At 42.4% G+C, this 15,752-nt stretch carries 13 protein-coding genes; 6 read left to right on the top strand and 7 right to left on the bottom strand.

Annotation, left to right across the window (positions count from 1 at the left end; translation table 11 throughout):
• Window positions 1–61: 61 nt before the first annotated feature.
• Window positions 62–2,134 carry an ATP-dependent DNA helicase RecG gene (recG, locus tag MORIYA_RS14645; protein ID WP_112716284.1) on the top strand — a complete coding sequence of 691 codons (2,073 nt, stop codon included), beginning with the start codon at window positions 62–64 and terminating at the stop codon, window positions 2,132–2,134.
• A gap of 42 nt (window positions 2,135–2,176) precedes the next feature.
• Here recG and MORIYA_RS14640 read toward each other — a convergent pair whose 3' ends face one another.
• From MORIYA_RS14640 to typA, 5 genes are all read right to left on the bottom strand, one after another.
• Window positions 2,177–3,076, bottom strand: coding sequence for a bifunctional GNAT family N-acetyltransferase/hotdog fold thioesterase (locus MORIYA_RS14640; RefSeq protein ID WP_112716282.1), 900 nt, complete (start codon window positions 3,074–3,076; stop codon window positions 2,177–2,179).
• 38 nt (window positions 3,077–3,114) lie between these two features.
• Complete coding sequence (gene dtd / locus MORIYA_RS14635) at window positions 3,115–3,552, bottom strand: D-aminoacyl-tRNA deacylase (protein WP_112716280.1); 438 nt, start codon at window positions 3,550–3,552, stop codon at window positions 3,115–3,117.
• A 61-nt stretch (window positions 3,553–3,613) separates the two neighbouring features.
• Entirely contained in the window at window positions 3,614–4,588 is a 975-nt protein-coding gene (gene pip, locus MORIYA_RS14630) for a prolyl aminopeptidase (protein WP_112716278.1), read from the bottom strand.
• 167 nt (window positions 4,589–4,755) lie between these two features.
• A complete protein-coding gene (locus MORIYA_RS14625; RefSeq protein ID WP_112716276.1) occupies window positions 4,756–5,658 on the bottom strand; it encodes a virulence factor BrkB family protein in 903 nt (300 codons plus the stop codon).
• A gap of 97 nt (window positions 5,659–5,755) precedes the next feature.
• Window positions 5,756–7,573, bottom strand: coding sequence for a translational GTPase TypA (typA, locus tag MORIYA_RS14620; RefSeq protein WP_112716274.1), 1,818 nt, complete (start codon window positions 7,571–7,573; stop codon window positions 5,756–5,758).
• Window positions 7,574–8,093: 520 nt separating this feature from the next.
• Here typA and glnA point away from each other — a divergent pair.
• From glnA to glnG, 4 genes are all read left to right on the top strand, one after another.
• Window positions 8,094–9,503, top strand: a complete 1,410-nt coding sequence (gene glnA / locus MORIYA_RS14615) for a glutamate--ammonia ligase (protein WP_112716272.1) — start codon at window positions 8,094–8,096, stop codon at window positions 9,501–9,503.
• A gap of 121 nt (window positions 9,504–9,624) precedes the next feature.
• On the top strand, window positions 9,625–10,146 hold the full coding sequence (locus MORIYA_RS14610; protein WP_112716270.1) for a DUF4124 domain-containing protein: 522 nt from the start codon (window positions 9,625–9,627) through the stop codon (window positions 10,144–10,146).
• A 103-nt stretch (window positions 10,147–10,249) separates the two neighbouring features.
• The gene (glnL, locus tag MORIYA_RS14605; RefSeq protein ID WP_112716268.1) at window positions 10,250–11,302 is read left to right on the top strand and encodes a nitrogen regulation protein NR(II); all 1,053 of its coding nucleotides are present in this window, start codon (window positions 10,250–10,252) and stop codon (window positions 11,300–11,302) included.
• Between the two features lie 11 nt (window positions 11,303–11,313).
• Window positions 11,314–12,732 (top strand): nitrogen regulation protein NR(I), encoded by a 1,419-nt coding sequence (gene glnG / locus MORIYA_RS14600; RefSeq protein ID WP_112716266.1) that lies wholly within the window; start codon window positions 11,314–11,316, stop codon window positions 12,730–12,732.
• A 113-nt stretch (window positions 12,733–12,845) separates the two neighbouring features.
• On the opposite strand, the gene MORIYA_RS14595 is transcribed toward glnG, so the two are convergent.
• Window positions 12,846–13,496 (bottom strand): PilZ domain-containing protein, encoded by a 651-nt coding sequence (locus MORIYA_RS14595; protein ID WP_112716264.1) that lies wholly within the window; start codon window positions 13,494–13,496, stop codon window positions 12,846–12,848.
• A 187-nt stretch (window positions 13,497–13,683) separates the two neighbouring features.
• On the opposite strand from MORIYA_RS14595, the gene MORIYA_RS14590 reads away from it, so the two are divergent.
• Window positions 13,684–13,878, top strand: coding sequence for a hypothetical protein (locus MORIYA_RS14590; protein ID WP_112716262.1), 195 nt, complete (start codon window positions 13,684–13,686; stop codon window positions 13,876–13,878).
• Here the strand turns inward: MORIYA_RS14590 and MORIYA_RS14585 are convergent.
• Entirely contained in the window at window positions 13,875–15,734 is a 1,860-nt protein-coding gene (locus tag MORIYA_RS14585; RefSeq protein ID WP_112716260.1) for a permease, read from the bottom strand. The genes MORIYA_RS14590 and MORIYA_RS14585 overlap by 4 nt on opposite strands.
• Window positions 15,735–15,752: the final 18 nt, after the last annotated feature.

Raw genomic sequence — 15,752 nt, 5'->3', positions numbered from 1 at the left:
TAGTATAATCCGAATCTTCTGATAATATATGTTTATATATACAGTAGATTCGTGAGTAATTATGCGATTAGATAAGATCCCGGTTATCGAATTAAAAGGTGTTGGCGCCAAAATGGCCGACAAGTTAGCGAAGCTGAACCTAAAGACGGTTCAGGATCTGCTTTTTCACCTGCCAAGTCGCTATCAGGATCGCACGACCATCTATCCTATCCAAGACCTATTACCCGGTCTGCATGGCACTATCGAAGGCGAGATCGTCAGCTGCGATGTCACCTTTGGTAAACGCAAGATCATGTCTTGTAAAGTCAACGACGGCACCGGTATCATCACGTTATTATTTTTCCATTTTAATGCCGGACAAAAAAACAGTTTCAGTGTCGGTAAAACCATTACCGCATTTGGCGAATTCCGCCGTGGTCGCTTTGGTTATGAAATTGTCCATCCTGAATATAAACTCGCGCATGCAACTAGCTCAGCGATGAGTGCAGAAACGCTGACACCAATATATCCTTCCACAGAAGGCTTAAAGCAATTAACGTTGCGTAATCTGACCGACCAAGCACTACAGCACCTCAGCCAAACCACATTACAAGAATTACTACCGAAAGGACTGTATACTGGGCAAATCGAGTTAAATCATGCCATCCAATTATTGCACCGACCAACACCCGATGTATCGCTTGAGCTGTTAGAGCAAGGTAAGCACCCAGCGCAACAACGCCTGATTATCGAAGAACTGCTGGCGCAAAATATCAGTATGCTGCAATTGCGCAAGAAAATGCAGCAGCATCCGGCCATCAAATTGCCAGCGAGCAACACCATTACCGATAAATTTTTAGCGCAATTGCCTTTTACGCCAACCAATGCGCAACAACGTGTGGTCGGTGAGATCCAGCAGGACCTCCAGAAAAACTATCCTATGATGCGATTAATCCAAGGTGATGTAGGGTCAGGAAAAACCCTTGTCGCAGCGCTAGCGGCACTACAGGCTATCGGTAATGGCTATCAAGTGGCATTGATGGCACCCACTGAAATATTAGCCGAGCAACATGCGCTTAATTTCAAAGGCTGGTTCAATCAACTGGGCATCAAAGTCGGTTGGTTATCTGGTAAACAAAAAGGCAAAGCCCGAGAAGCAGAGCTCGCATCGATTGCCAGTGGCGAAACGCAGATGATTGTTGGTACCCATGCCATTTTCCAAGCGGCGGTGAAATTCTTCAATTTAACCTTAGTGATTATTGATGAGCAACATCGCTTTGGTGTAGAGCAACGTCTGGCCCTACGTGAAAAGGGAGCAGTCAATGGTTTATACCCGCACCAGTTGTTTATGACCGCGACTCCGATCCCGCGCACTTTAGCCATGACCGCTTATGCGGACTTAAATACCTCGGTTATTGATGAACTACCACCGGGGCGAACGCCAATCACCACAGTCGTTATGCCCGATACCAAACGCAGTAAAATCATTGAACGCGTCGAATTAGCGGTTAAAAATGAAGGTCGTCAAGTCTATTGGGTCTGTACCCTAATTGAAGAGTCGGACGTATTAGAAGCGCAAGCGGCTGAAGATACTGCCAATGATTTACAAAAACAGTTACCCGATTTACGGATTGGCTTAGTGCACGGCCGCATGAAATCCATTGAAAAACAATACGTCATGGACGCGTTTAAAACCAAAAAATTAGATTTACTGGTCGCCACCACCGTGATTGAAGTCGGGGTGGATGTACCGAATGCCAGTTTGATGATCATCGAAAATCCAGAACGTTTAGGTTTGGCACAGTTACATCAACTGCGCGGTCGTGTGGGCCGTGGTAAAGTCGCCAGTCACTGTGTATTGCTTTATCACGCACCGCTGTCCGATACCAGCAGTAAGCGTTTATCGGTATTACGGGAAACCACCGACGGATTCAAAATTGCACAACGAGACCTCGAGATCCGTGGTCCTGGCGAAATGCTCGGGAGTAAGCAAACCGGGATTGCTGATCTAAAAGTGGCGGACTTAGTCCGTGACCAACACTTGATCCCATTGGTACAAAATATTGCTCGCCACTTGCTGCAGCACCACCCTGATAATGCCAATGCGATTGCCCAACGTTGGATGGCAGACAAAGACATTTATTCCAATGCATAACCACGGCTATGTGCGCAACTGCGCGGATATGTCAGCCTTGAGTTATGCATCTACCGGCATAACCACAAAAGTCGCACTAAAAATAGCGGCCAATTTCGGACCACTATAAACGTCAACTTCAACTTCAAGTTTAGCGTTACGTCCCTCGAATAATTCCAGCAAACTGCCCTTCATTCGGTATTTATGTGCAACTGCAAAGGGCGCCTGATTAACGGGTCGTTTATAATGAATATTGCCTTTCGACAACACGATATTTCCCAGTAACCCCTGCTCTTTTAACATTAACCAGACTAATCCCCAGCCAGTTAGCGTCGCCTGACTATAAATACTGCCTGCAAACATGGTATCGTGGACGTTCACATTGGCATTTAATGGCGCTGCAGTTTCAAATCGCCAGCCGCTATATTGACGAATATTAATGCCCATGTGCTGGCTAATCGGGATCTTAGTTGCCCACTCTTGTTGCAGCTCAGCACACCATTCTGGATGGCGTAAGATCTTATCCATGGCGTTCACTTCTTTAATCATCTGCCGATGACGAACACCCTCACTGATTTGGCCACTACCAACCAAAGAAAAGCCACATTTTTCATAAAACGGTACCGATTCAACACGCGCATTCATGACAATTCGTTCGCTACCCGCTTTATACGCTTCATCTTCCAATGCCGAGATTAGCAAACTACCTAAACCTTGCTTACGATGTTTGGGATCAACGGCCATATAGTGAATTTGTGATTCATCCGCACCAGCGGTATAGATCCGGCCACACGCGATTGGCCTGCCGCTATTATCCAAGATCATACGATGTTCACTGTGTTCATCATAAATGTCTTTCTCGGTGCCACGCGGACGCTGTAGTGGCGCTCTTAACAACGACCAGCGTAAATGATAATAATCTTCTAACTCTTGTTCCGTTTCAGGTACATGCACGTGAAACATAGTCTCTCCTTGTCTATTTATCACTCATGATCTGCGATCTACACTTGCAGCCAAAAAGTAACTGGACCATCATTGACTAACGACACTTGCATATCTGCAGCAAAGCGTCCAGTTTCTGTCGTTATTTGTTTCTGCCGACATTGACCAACAAAATATTCATATAAATGGTTGGCATCCGCAGGCGCGGCAGCCGTTGAAAAGCTCGGACGGGTACCTGAGTTGGTATCCGCTGCGAGGGTAAATTGCGAAACTACCAACAACTCACCGTTAACTTGCTGCACATTTAAATTCATTTTATCATCGCTATCACTAAACACCCGATAGGCTAATAACTTCTCACTCAAACGTTTTGCTTTCGCTTCGGTATCGCCTTTTTCAACGCCTAATAACACCAATAAACCTTGGCCTATGTTACCGATAACTTCATCTTCAACGCTTACATCTGCTGTGCGCACACGCTGGATCAATGCGATCATGCCTTGCCTCAATAATCATGTTGAAATTTTAATGTTATTGATAATACCGAAACGGCTTAAATTAATCACTGACAAACTCAAAGTCGATAATCTCAGCCATGAGTTTTGTCGCTTTGCGTAACGCATCAATCATTCTAGGCTCACAGTCAAAGTGCCCCGCATAAGGCACGATAAACAGCTGAGCTAACGGCAAACGCTGACATAATTCATAAGCTGGCCCGAGTGGATTCGAGATATCAAAACGACCGTGCACCATAATCATCGGCACTTGCGCTAATGAATCTAAGCACTTAAAAATATAGTTATCAGCAATAAAACAGTTCTGAGAAAAATAATGGCATTGTAATGTCGACATGCTTAAGGCCACATTGGCATCAATCAAGTCGACCTTGCTGCGAAACTCTGGATGCGGATTACCAATTTGCGCCTGCCATTCCACCCAAGCCTTTGCCGCTGTCATTTTTTCAATATCATTATCACTGACCAATAACTGACTATAAGAGGATAGTAGTGCAGCATAATCATTGCCATTCGCACGTCGAATAAAATGATCAAAATGATCGGGGAATAACTGCGCTGCACCACCGGATGCTGAGAATTGCCAGGTGAGGTCCTGATTACGCGCCAAAAATAAACTGTGTAATATTAACCCCTTAACCTTATCGCAATGGAGCAAATTATACAGTAACGCTAACGTCGCCCCCCAACCTTCTCCAAACAAAACACAGCGCTGAATATCGAGCAACCTTAAGATAGCGCTAATATCCTGCAATAAATGTTGGGTGGTATTATCTTTAATACACGCATACGGTTTTGAGCGCCCACAACCACGCTGGTCGAACAAAATTATACGATATAGCTCTGGGTCGAATAAGCGCCTATCATCGGCCATAATCCCTTTACCGGGACCATCATGCAGGAATAATAACGGTATACCGTCTGGGTTACCGACTTCTTCAATATAAAGACAATGACGATTAGCTACAGGTAAGTAATGTTCAGCATAATGCTGAATGGCGGGGTACAGTCCAATCATAGCAATATCAACCTCCTTTCTCACAGCAAGTACACCAAAAATTGATAGTTGAACCTAACGTGAATTCAATGTAATTATTAGCCAGTTGGCGACTTAAATTACCTTGCTTAGTCAGAACTGTCATCCATAGATAAGTGTACTCGTTGCTGATCTTGTGACTGTTTTTGTCATTCCAACTGTGCTTTTTTATGTTTTAACTGGTCATTAAACTCTGTTAATGATGCCGTGACTTCAGCCCCTAACAACACAATTAACCAGCACAGATAAATCCAAACCAATAAGATAGGTATAGTTGCTAATGCACCATAAATCACTTCATAAGACGGAAATTGTACTAAATACCAAGTAAAGGCACGTTTAATACTTTCAAACAAAAAGGCACTAAAGCACGCGCCTATAAATGCATAACGCAGCGGTACTCGGCGATGTGGGATCACCACATACATAACAAACAAACCCAGTGTACCTAACAAGGCTGGCACCAGTTTTAAGAAGCTCACCGTGCCCGTCACTTCGGTCATATCAGTGACAAATGACAGTGATAATAAATAAGAAGAAACACCTAAACTAATGGCAATAAACAGTGGGCCAAAGGTTAAAATTAGCCAATATACGGCGAAAGATAAAAAGAAACTACGTTCTATTTTACAACGCCAAATATGATTAATGTGTTTATCTATGGTGTTAATCAGTAACAAGGCCACGATGAATAATGCCCCCGAACCGATTGAGGTCATCTTGCCGGTATTGGCGACAAAATCATGTAAGTACTTTTGAATAGTACCTGTCGCATGCGGTACAAGATTGGCATACAAAAACGATTCAACGCTCTGTTGCCAAGTTTCAAAAATAGGAAACGCAGACATAACAGAAAACAACACCGTAATTAAAGGCACCAGAGAAAGCAGTGTTGTATAGGCCAAAGAGCTGGCATTAACCGTGAGTCGATCATCACTGATGCGGTGACCAAGATAGCGCAGAAAGGCAAAGCAAGTGAGTAGGAACGACCACATATTGATTTTTGTTTTGGCGAGTAATAGCAAGGCTTGTTGATTTGGAAATTTAACCACAGGTTCCCTCCTTGGGTATAAAAAAAGGTGATACCTAAGTATCACCTTTTTTTGAAATAGCGCCAAGATTATTAATTCATAATCTGGTTAACTATTATTATTTAGCTGGACGGCTAGCACGTTTACGTTCGTTTTCTGTAAGAAGTTTCTTACGGATACGAATGCTTTTTGGTGTTACTTCTACTAACTCATCAATATCGATAAATTCAAGCGCTTGCTCAAGAGTAAAGACGATTGCTGGTGAAAGCGTTTGTGCTTCATCAGTACCAGAAGAACGTACGTTAGTAAGTTGTTTACCACGAATACAGTTAACAGTTAAATCGTTAGAACGGTTATGAATACCAACAATTTGACCTTCGTATACTTCTGTTGCGTGACCTAAGAACAGACGACCACGATCTTGTAAGAAGAATAGAGAGTAAGTAACGGCTTTACCAGTTTGGTTACAAACTAATACACCATTCTGACGTTGACCAATTGTACCGCCTTTATGTGGACCGTAGTGATCGAAGCTATGGTATAGAAGACCAGAACCAGATGTCATTGTTAGGAATTCAGTTTGGAAACCGATTAAACCACGGCTTGGGATCATGAAGTCTAAACGAATACGACCTTTACCATCTGGAATCATGTTAGTTAGTTCCGCTTTACGGATACCTAACTGTTCCATTACAGAACCTTGATGTTGCTCTTCACAATCAATAGTCAATGTTTCCATTGGCTCATGTAGCTTACCGTCAATCATACGTTCGATAACTTCAGGACGAGATACTGCTAGCTCGAAACCTTCACGACGCATAGTTTCAATTAAGATACCTAGGTGAAGTTCACCACGACCAGATACTTTGAATTTATCTGGATCAGCAGTTTCTTCTACTTTAAGTGCAACGTTGTGTACTAACTCTTTATTCAAACGGTCAAGAATGTTACGTGATGTAACAAATTTACCTTCTCTACCACAGAATGGTGAGTTGTTTACTTGGAACGTCATTGTTACAGTTGGTTCATCAACTGATAATGGTGGTAGCGCGTCAACATTGTTCTGTGCACAGATAGTGTCAGAAATTTTAAGATCGCCTAAGCCAGTTATTGCAATGATATCGCCCGCTTCTGCGAGTTCAACATCATGACGTTCAAGACCTAAGTAACCTAATACTTGGCCAACTTTACCTTTACGCTGTTTACCGTCAGAACCAACAACAGTAACTTGTTGATTTACTTTAACAGTACCACGCGTTATACGGCCAACACCGATCACACCAACATATGCGTTGTGATCAAGTTGCGAGATTTGCATTTGGAAATCACCGTCACGATCGCCTTCAGGTGGAGCAACATGGTCAACAATAGCTTGGAACAAAGGTTCCATGTTTTCAGTTGGTTCTCCTGACTCAGAATTAGCCCAGCCATTTAGTGCAGAAGCGTAAACAACTTTAAAGTCTAACTGTTCATCAGTTGCGCCTAAGTTGTCGAATAAATCAAAGATTTGATCCATAACCCAATCAGGGCGAGCACCAGGCTTATCCATTTTGTTAATAACAACAATTGGCTTAAGACCGTGTGCAAATGCTTTTTGTGTTACGAAACGTGTTTGTGGCATAGGGCCATCAACTGCGTCAACGATCAAACATACACTGTCTACCATAGACATGATACGCTCAACTTCACCACCGAAGTCGGCATGCCCTGGAGTATCTACGATGTTGATGCGGTACTCATTCCACTGAATTGCTGTATTTTTAGCAAGAATTGTAATACCACGTTCTTTCTCAAGATCGTTAGAATCCATTACACGTTCTACATTACCACCACGTGTTTTTAAAGTACCTGATTGTTCTAATAACTTGTCAACTAAAGTGGTTTTACCATGGTCAACGTGAGCGATAATCGCAATGTTGCGTAGTTTATCTAGCACTGTGATGCCTCTGTATATTTTATATGGGTAAAAATTAGGCGGTATTGTAACCGCCTCGCTGTGATCTACCTAGCAAAATTTTGGCTCAGAGTAAAATGATTGCAATTTATTTTATTGAAAAATCGTACGATAAGCAAAAAATTAGTTCATTGTACACAGACAAAATGAATTTAGACTTTATTCAGGTGGTCATTGATGAGGCTTAATATCGCCGGTATTTTATCAATAGCATTTGAAGACGATTTTACTGGTAATCACTGAAAATAAACCATAATATCGATATCAGTAATACCGAATGTATGAGTTTAATGGCGGTAATTACCATTGCACCAAAAAGGTGCGGTAAACGCACAGCATTCGTGCAGCGGCGGACTACACCAACCAACAACATGTACATTAAAACTTTTAAATCAACAACTTAAATAGTTGGCACGTATATGGCATTATTTAGATCATGATTGTTTACAGTCAACCACTTTAAATGAAGCCATCATATTGATGACACCGGAGGTTATTTATTATGTCAGCAGAAAGCGTATTAGCTCTAATTAAAGAACAAGACGTTAAATTTGTAGATTTACGTTTTACAGATACGAAAGGTAAAGAGCAGCACGTTTCTCTACCACATCATCAGATTAATGCCGGCTTCTTTGAAGATGGCAAAATGTTTGATGGTTCATCAATTGAAGGTTGGAAAAGCATCGACGAATCAGACATGATTTTAATGCCCGATCCAGCAACAGCCGTACTTGACCCATTCACAGAAGTAACCACTCTGAACATACGTTGTGACGTACTAGAGCCTGCAACAATGCAAGGTTATAGCCGTGACCCTCGTTCAGTAGCAAAACGAGCACTTGCATATTTACGCTCAACCGGTATCGCTGATGATGTATTCTTCGGTCCGGAACCAGAGTTTTTCCTATTTGATGATGTTAAATACAAAACTGACATGTCCGGTAGCATGTACAAAATTGACGCTGAAGAAGCAAGCTGGAACTCTGATAAAGAGTACGAAGGCGGCAACATGGGTCACCGTCCAAGCGTTAAAGGTGGTTACTTCCCTGTATCACCGGTTGACTCTGCACAAGACATCCGTAGCGCAATGTGCCTAATAATGGAAGAAATGGGCTTAACAATTGAAGCTCATCACCATGAAGTTGCAACTGCAGGTCAAAACGAGATCGCAGCACTATACAACTCAATCGTTGAAAAAGCGGACGAAGTTCAAATTACCAAATATGTTATCCATAATGTGGCTCACGCTTACGGCAAAACAGCAACATTTATGCCTAAGCCACTGGTAGGCGATAACGGTTCAGGTATGCATTGTCACCAATCACTACAGAAAAATGGCGAAAATATTTTTGCTGGTGATCTGTATGGCGGCCTATCTGAAATTGCACTTTATTACATTGGTGGTATCATCAAACACGCAAAAGCAATTAACGCATTTGCTAACCCAACAACTAACTCGTACAAACGTTTAGTTCCTGGTTTTGAAGCACCCGTAATGCTAGCTTATTCAGCGCGAAACCGTTCTGCATCAATCCGTATCCCAATCGTACCATCACCGAAAGCGACCCGTATTGAAGTACGTTTCCCAGATCCAGCAGCAAATCCATATTTAGCATTCTCTGCAATGTTAATGGCGGGTATTGACGGTATTAAAAACCGCATTCACCCTGGTGATGCCATGGATAAAGATTTATACGACCTGCCAGCAGAAGAAGCAGCTGAAATTCCACAAGTTGCCTCTTCACTACAAGAAGCACTATCCGCACTCGATACTGACCGTGATTTCTTAACGGCTGGTGATGTAATGGCTGACGATACTATCGATGCTTACATTGCAATAAAAGCACAAGAAGTTGAAAGACTGAACATGACAACTCACCCAATTGAGTTTGAAATGTACTACAGCGTATAATTTGTTATTCATACAAATTAATCTAAAAAAACCCGCTATTTAGCGGGTTTTTTATTTGTTAATTTCATGTAACTAGGTGAGAATAACCATATAAATCAATAAAAACAGACAGGATGTCGCTATGCAACACGTTATGTTATTAATATTAATACTCACAAGCCATGCCAGTGTCGCCGCTATTTATCAATGGACTGATGAACAAGGTATCACCCATTTTTCTGATAACGAAAGTAAACCTGAATCTGCCACAGAAATTGATGTGAAACTCACACCGCCGTCTATAGCATCACTGATTCAATCAAGAACACCAGCAGCAAGTGCTGCAAATACAAGTAATACTGACATGCTTTTAATACCGATTGGCGTTAGTATTAACAGCCCTATCGATCAACAAACCTTACGCAGCAATAGCGGTGAGATAACCGTATCTGCAACACTCAGTGCCACGCTAACCTACGGTTTAAATATTCGCTTATTAATTGATGGCGTGATCCATAGCGAACAAATAGACAACCAATTTAAGGTCCGTCATATACCCGTAGGTACACATACATTACAGCTACAAATAATTAACAATTTAGGCAAGGTAATTGCATCATCAGAGTTAATTACTGTTTATTTGCATCGTTTTAAGGCCAACTAACTCATTATTGCTTTAATTTTATCACGCTGTACAGTAATATTTTAGAGTTAGCACCAAATCGGTGCGTTCGGTTATGGGATATTGATCCTAATAAGGAAGTACCATGATAATGATCCCTGAACCCCAACAATCATTACTGAATAACCTCGTCTCTTCGGTGTTTGTACTCGATCATAAACTGCATATTAAATATATTAATCCTGCAGGTGAACAACTGTTAGGCTCCAGTGCTAGTCGAATATTGGATGTTAAGATAACCGACATTATTAAACACACAAGCTTAGACCCTTCGTTACTGGCAAGCATGATAAAAACCGGGCAAGGCTTTACAGACAACGAAGTATCACTAGTGATTGACGATCGTCAGCTATTAGTTGAAATATCAGCAACCTTGACTAACTTTGGTCCAGAAACCTGTATTTTAATTGAAGCCAGACAAATCGACTTACAAAAGAAAATCAGCCAGGAGCTTTATCAACATGTACAACAACAAGCAGCGCAAGAGCTAGTTCGTGGTCTCGCCCATGAAATTAAAAATCCATTAGGGGGATTACGTGGTGCGGCGCAATTATTAGAAAAAGAATTACCCACCGCTGAATTAAAAGAATATACCAGTATTATCATCGAGCAAGCCGACCGATTACGGAGCCTTGTTGACCGTTTATTAGGACCACAAAAACCCGGTAAACAAACTATTTTAAATATTCACTCCGTGATTGAAAAAGTAAAACAATTAGTCGAATTTGATTTACCACCTGGCATTATTATCGAACGCGATTACGATCCATCCATCCCTGATTTTGAGATGGAACCAGACTTATTACAGCAAGCACTACTGAATATCATTAGCAATGCCATTCAAATACTGAAAGAGCATGGCACCATCAAAATTATTACTCGAACAGCGCATCAAGTGAATATTCAAGGCCAGAAATATCGCTTATGTGCCGAAATAAAAATCATCGATGACGGGCCTGGTATTCCTGAACACATTAAAGATACCCTGTTCTACCCGATGGTCACTGCACGTGAAGGTGGCACCGGACTTGGTCTTTCTATCGCTCAAAACTTGATTAAACAACACAAAGGTAAAATTGAGTGCCATAGCTGGCCTGGTCATACCGAATTTTCCATTTATCTGCCACTAAGAAAATAAAGGATTAGACTATGACAACATCTACAATTTGGATTGTCGACGACGATAGTTCAATCCGCTGGGTTCTCGATAAAGCATTAAAGTCACAACAGTTTGAAACCTCTGTGTTCAGTGATGCACATGCCTTATTAAACAAACTCGAATTCGAACAACCAGATATTATTATTTCTGATATCCGCATGCCCAAAATGAGCGGACTAGAGTTAATGGCTAAAGTGCACGCTACTCATCCGGATCTGCCGATTATCATTATGACTGCGCACTCCGATCTCGACAGTGCCGTGAGCGCTTACAAGGCCGGTGCATTTGAATACCTGCCAAAACCATTTGATATTGATGAAGCAGTTTCCTTAGCCACCCGCGCCGTGACTCACGCCAGAGAACAAAGCAAAAATCGCCGAAAAAATAATAAAGTGGAACCCGTGCCTGAAATCATAGGTGAAGCACCAGCCATGCAGGAAGTATTCCGGGCTATTGGTCGGTTATCGCGTTCATCCATCAGTGTGTTAATTAATGGTGAATCTGGCACGGGTAAAGAGCTTGTCGCACAAGCGTTACACAAACACAGCCCACGCGTAAACAACGAATTCATTGCTTTAAACATGGCGGCTATCCCCAAAGATTTAATTGAATCAGAACTCTTTGGCCATGAAAAAGGCGCATTTACCGGTGCCACGGGTGTGCGTAATGGCCGTTTTGAGCAAGCCAATGGTGGCACACTATTTTTAGATGAGATCGGTGATATGCCGATTGATATTCAAACTCGGCTGCTGCGGGTATTGTCGGATGGTCAATTTTACCGTGTCGGTGGTCATTCGCCAGTGAGTGTCGATGTGCGAATCATTGCCGCCACGCACCAAAATTTAGAACAGAAAGTGGCTGATGGTAGTTTTCGTGAAGATTTATTTCATCGTTTAAATGTCATTCGTATCCATATTCCGTCACTCAATGAACGTCGTGAAGATATACCTAAATTGGCCAATCATTTTTTGATCAGTGCAGGTAAAGAACTCGGTGTCGAAACTAAAATACTCAGTAAAGAAGCAGAAACTTACTTAACCAATCACCATTGGTCCGGTAACGTCCGCCAACTCGAAAATATTTGCCGTTGGCTAACCGTGATGGCCAGCGGCCAAGAAATATTCATTGCTGACTTACCGCCGGAGATCACCAATGAACAACCGACTAAACTCAACAATCTTGGCGGGGCTCAACAAGGCGATTGGCGTAGTCAATTAAAAACCTGGACAGCACAACAATTCGCTTCAGGGCACCGCGACATTCTTGCAGAGGCAATGCCCGATTTTGAGCGTATCATGTTACAGACGGCATTGGAGTATACCCAGGGTCATAAACAAGATGCCGCAAAATTACTGGGATGGGGACGCAATACCCTCACCCGTAAGCTAAAAGAACTCGATATCAATTAATTTATATACTGAATAGATAACGTTAATGAGCCCCGTCATCATCAGCAAAAGCATGTGCAGATGAGATAGGGCTATAATCCTTCTAATAGCTGTTAATTGACGGCAATTAACAGCTAGTCTGATTCATTCGATGAATCATGGCGTTCAATAATATAATCATGCAATATCAACTCCAGTTCATTGTTGATATCAAATTTTAGCGCCAGCCCTTTACCATTATTATGTTCATTTTCAATCCGCACGACTCTGGCTTCAACAAAATGAAAACCACGCTGTGGGATCTTTAAATAAAAGCGCAGGTTATCGCCATCCTTTAAATTAAAGTCGAACGACGAAAATTGTTGCGCACTGCACAACACAAACAAACCCGACGTTGAGATATTCATCACCGCGCCAAGTAATGTTTCACCTTGTGGGTCAAATATTTTTACCCCTCGCGGATCGGCTAACCGCCAGTAACGTCCTTCACTACCGTTATGATCAATAATATCCGGTGGTCCTAACTCTTTTAGCTCACCATGAAAACCATCACTCACCAGATATAAGGGAAAACGAAACTCTTCCTGGTGATTCGATGTCACCAGTGCAATATCGTCAGAGTCAGTCAATCGGCTCAGCATCTGTTTAGATATATGCGATATAAAAACATCGTGATGCTCATCATTATCCTGACTATCAATCACTTCCTGTAATAAATTGAGTTCATCTTGGGTTAATACAGCACTCACTTTTTTGGCATTACATAACCTTTTATGCTTTTGCATACAAATATCCTTATCCGTCATACAAAACTCACCCATAATTGGTACTAAATTTACACTTAATTATACTAATCTTAGTAAACCAGAACTGATTTAATCTTGCAAATATAAAATCAGAAAGCTTGAAGTTAATACATAAAATAAAGCGTTAACAAAGCGCTATTTCTATAGCATAACAAGTAGGCCAAGCATGGACGTAAAGCAAGACGCTGTAAATAAAGAAATCAATACCATCGACACGATAGAAATAGCAGGTGAGTTCATCATGGAGCAACGTCACGGCTGTGAGCGACGGCAACGTAAATTAAATTATTGCTCCCGTTACGAGCGTCGGATCAGCTGTCGACGTAACGCCCGTAGTAATACGATTGATATTATAATCTAATGGTGATGTGGTTTGGCACGTCTAAAACTATGCGGTACTAACTCCAGCATAAAGCTACGCGCACCTCGACGTAAAAGACTAATCGCGAATAACACGGTGACAATCACTAAACTGACATAGCGCCACCAATCATCTTGCCAATGCGGTGCTAGCGTTAACCAAGGTTTAGGTAATTCAGGTACCCAATACATAATACCCAGACCCAATAACAAGGCGACAGTAACAATAGCCATCACCACTGCGACTGCGATGTGCTTACCTTGATTATCTTTAATAAAGCGATACAAATCGAGGTTAAGTGTCGGTCCAACGAGACTGAAGGCCACAACTGCACCAGGTGATACGCCGGCAATGAGCATAATCGCTAATACCGGGGTAATACCCGTGGCACAGAAATGGAAGGGTAATGCAATCATAATGGCGAGCACCACTTGCAACCAAGGTGCTTGCTGTAAGAATTGCCAACCAATTGTCGGGGTAAATGTGGCCGCGGCAATTAATCCAAACAACACCCAAGGCGCGGTGTGATCAATTAAATGGGTGAAACCGTGTTCAAAGGCATGCTTCAAGCGCGATGTTGATTGTTTTAACTGTTCTGGTGTGGCACTCGTGTCGGTGTTTAGATCATGTTTTTTAAACAATAACCCAATCAATAATCCCAGCGTCACAGCTAAAATAATCGCCATCACTAAACGAATACCAACCCATTCAACGCCTAATAACGGCAGTGAAATAAGTAATGCATCAAACCCAAGCACAGGTGATGCCACCAAGAACGAAACGGCTAATGCAGAACCACAACCCGCTTTAATCAATTGTTTATACATACCCGAGGCATCCGGAATACAAATCGGCAGGGGTAACCCGATTAAGGTGCCTTTTAATGCCCCAACCACTGAACTTGTACTGCGTAATTGACCCACCATGTTGAACGCTGGTTTCACAAAGTTAATCAGCCACGTCAGGAGGTAAGCGACTAATAATGCCGGTGCAGCATGTAACGACAAACTCACAAAGCGGAGTAAGGTCTCTGCCGTTTCACTACCGTGTGCTTGTCCCGCAAGGTCATCAGCGTGTAATTCAGATGAAACCGTTATTTGTGATATGGTCGTTTGTGATATGGCCACGTCTTCCGAATCGTGATCATGTGGCGCATAACCTAGCCAATGTGGCAGTAACACAGCCAACAAACAAGCAGCGCCAATTAAACTCCCGGTACCAGCGGCAAATTTGTCGCGTTGAGTTTCTTTACCGTATTCCTGTTTATACGGCTGGTGAAATACCACATGTAAAATAGAGCCCATCACTAACGCTTGGAACCAGATCAACCAGTTACCACTATCATGTGCAATCAGTTCTCCACCTAGCCAAGTACCAGCAACCGTTGCCACTGACATCGCCGTTAATACCGCTAGCGGTAACGCTCTGCCATAATGCGGACGTAACAGCCACCATACGGTAAGGCCAACGGGAAAGCGATGCAGTACCACACCGATTGCTAATAAATAAGCCGTTTGATCCTCTTCAATAGCCAGCGCACCACCATCGGTGAGCGCGTGTAAGACGAGACCGAATACGCCTAATATCAAGGTAATCGAATGGGTTTGTTTGGCGACTTTATGAAATACTTTTTCCACCATACCAGGGCCAAATAAGCCAACTAGCATGAGTCCAAGAACGGCAATACCCCCAGTTTCCAATAATTCCGGCAAGATATGGAATAACACCAAACCGCCAATGGAAACGAAGATAAAACTATCAAAGAAAGCAAAGCGATCAGATTTAGAGCCGACAAATTTACATAAATAAGGGCCAAGGAAAAGCGTCGCAATGCTCAGAAATAAAAGTACAGACATGATATCAACACGAGGTCA

This window comes from Moritella yayanosii, from assembly GCF_900465055.1.
Lineage (GTDB): Bacteria > Pseudomonadota > Gammaproteobacteria > Enterobacterales > Moritellaceae > Moritella > Moritella yayanosii.
Note: the sequence above shows the minus strand (reverse complement) of the source record. Positions and strands in the feature narration are given on the sequence as shown.

Excerpts from the sequence above, each read along its gene's own strand:
- recG (WP_112716284.1), top strand. The coding sequence starts at position 62 with ATGCGATTAGATAAGATCCCGGTTATCGAATTAAAAGGTGTTGGCGCC.
- dtd (WP_112716280.1), bottom strand. The coding sequence starts at position 3,552 with ATGATCGCATTGATCCAGCGTGTGCGCACAGCAGATGTAAGCGTTGAA.
- glnA (WP_112716272.1), top strand. The coding sequence starts at position 8,094 with ATGTCAGCAGAAAGCGTATTAGCTCTAATTAAAGAACAAGACGTTAAA.
- glnL (WP_112716268.1), top strand. The coding sequence starts at position 10,250 with ATGATAATGATCCCTGAACCCCAACAATCATTACTGAATAACCTCGTC.
- MORIYA_RS14610 (WP_112716270.1), top strand. The coding sequence starts at position 9,625 with ATGCAACACGTTATGTTATTAATATTAATACTCACAAGCCATGCCAGT.
- MORIYA_RS14585 (WP_112716260.1), bottom strand. The coding sequence starts at position 15,734 with ATGTCTGTACTTTTATTTCTGAGCATTGCGACGCTTTTCCTTGGCCCT.
- MORIYA_RS14595 (WP_112716264.1), bottom strand. The coding sequence starts at position 13,496 with ATGCAAAAGCATAAAAGGTTATGTAATGCCAAAAAAGTGAGTGCTGTA.
- MORIYA_RS14590 (WP_112716262.1), top strand. The coding sequence starts at position 13,684 with ATGGACGTAAAGCAAGACGCTGTAAATAAAGAAATCAATACCATCGAC.
- MORIYA_RS14640 (WP_112716282.1), bottom strand. The coding sequence starts at position 3,076 with ATGTTTCACGTGCATGTACCTGAAACGGAACAAGAGTTAGAAGATTAT.
- glnG (WP_112716266.1), top strand. The coding sequence starts at position 11,314 with ATGACAACATCTACAATTTGGATTGTCGACGACGATAGTTCAATCCGC.
- pip (WP_112716278.1), bottom strand. The coding sequence starts at position 4,588 with ATGATTGGACTGTACCCCGCCATTCAGCATTATGCTGAACATTACTTA.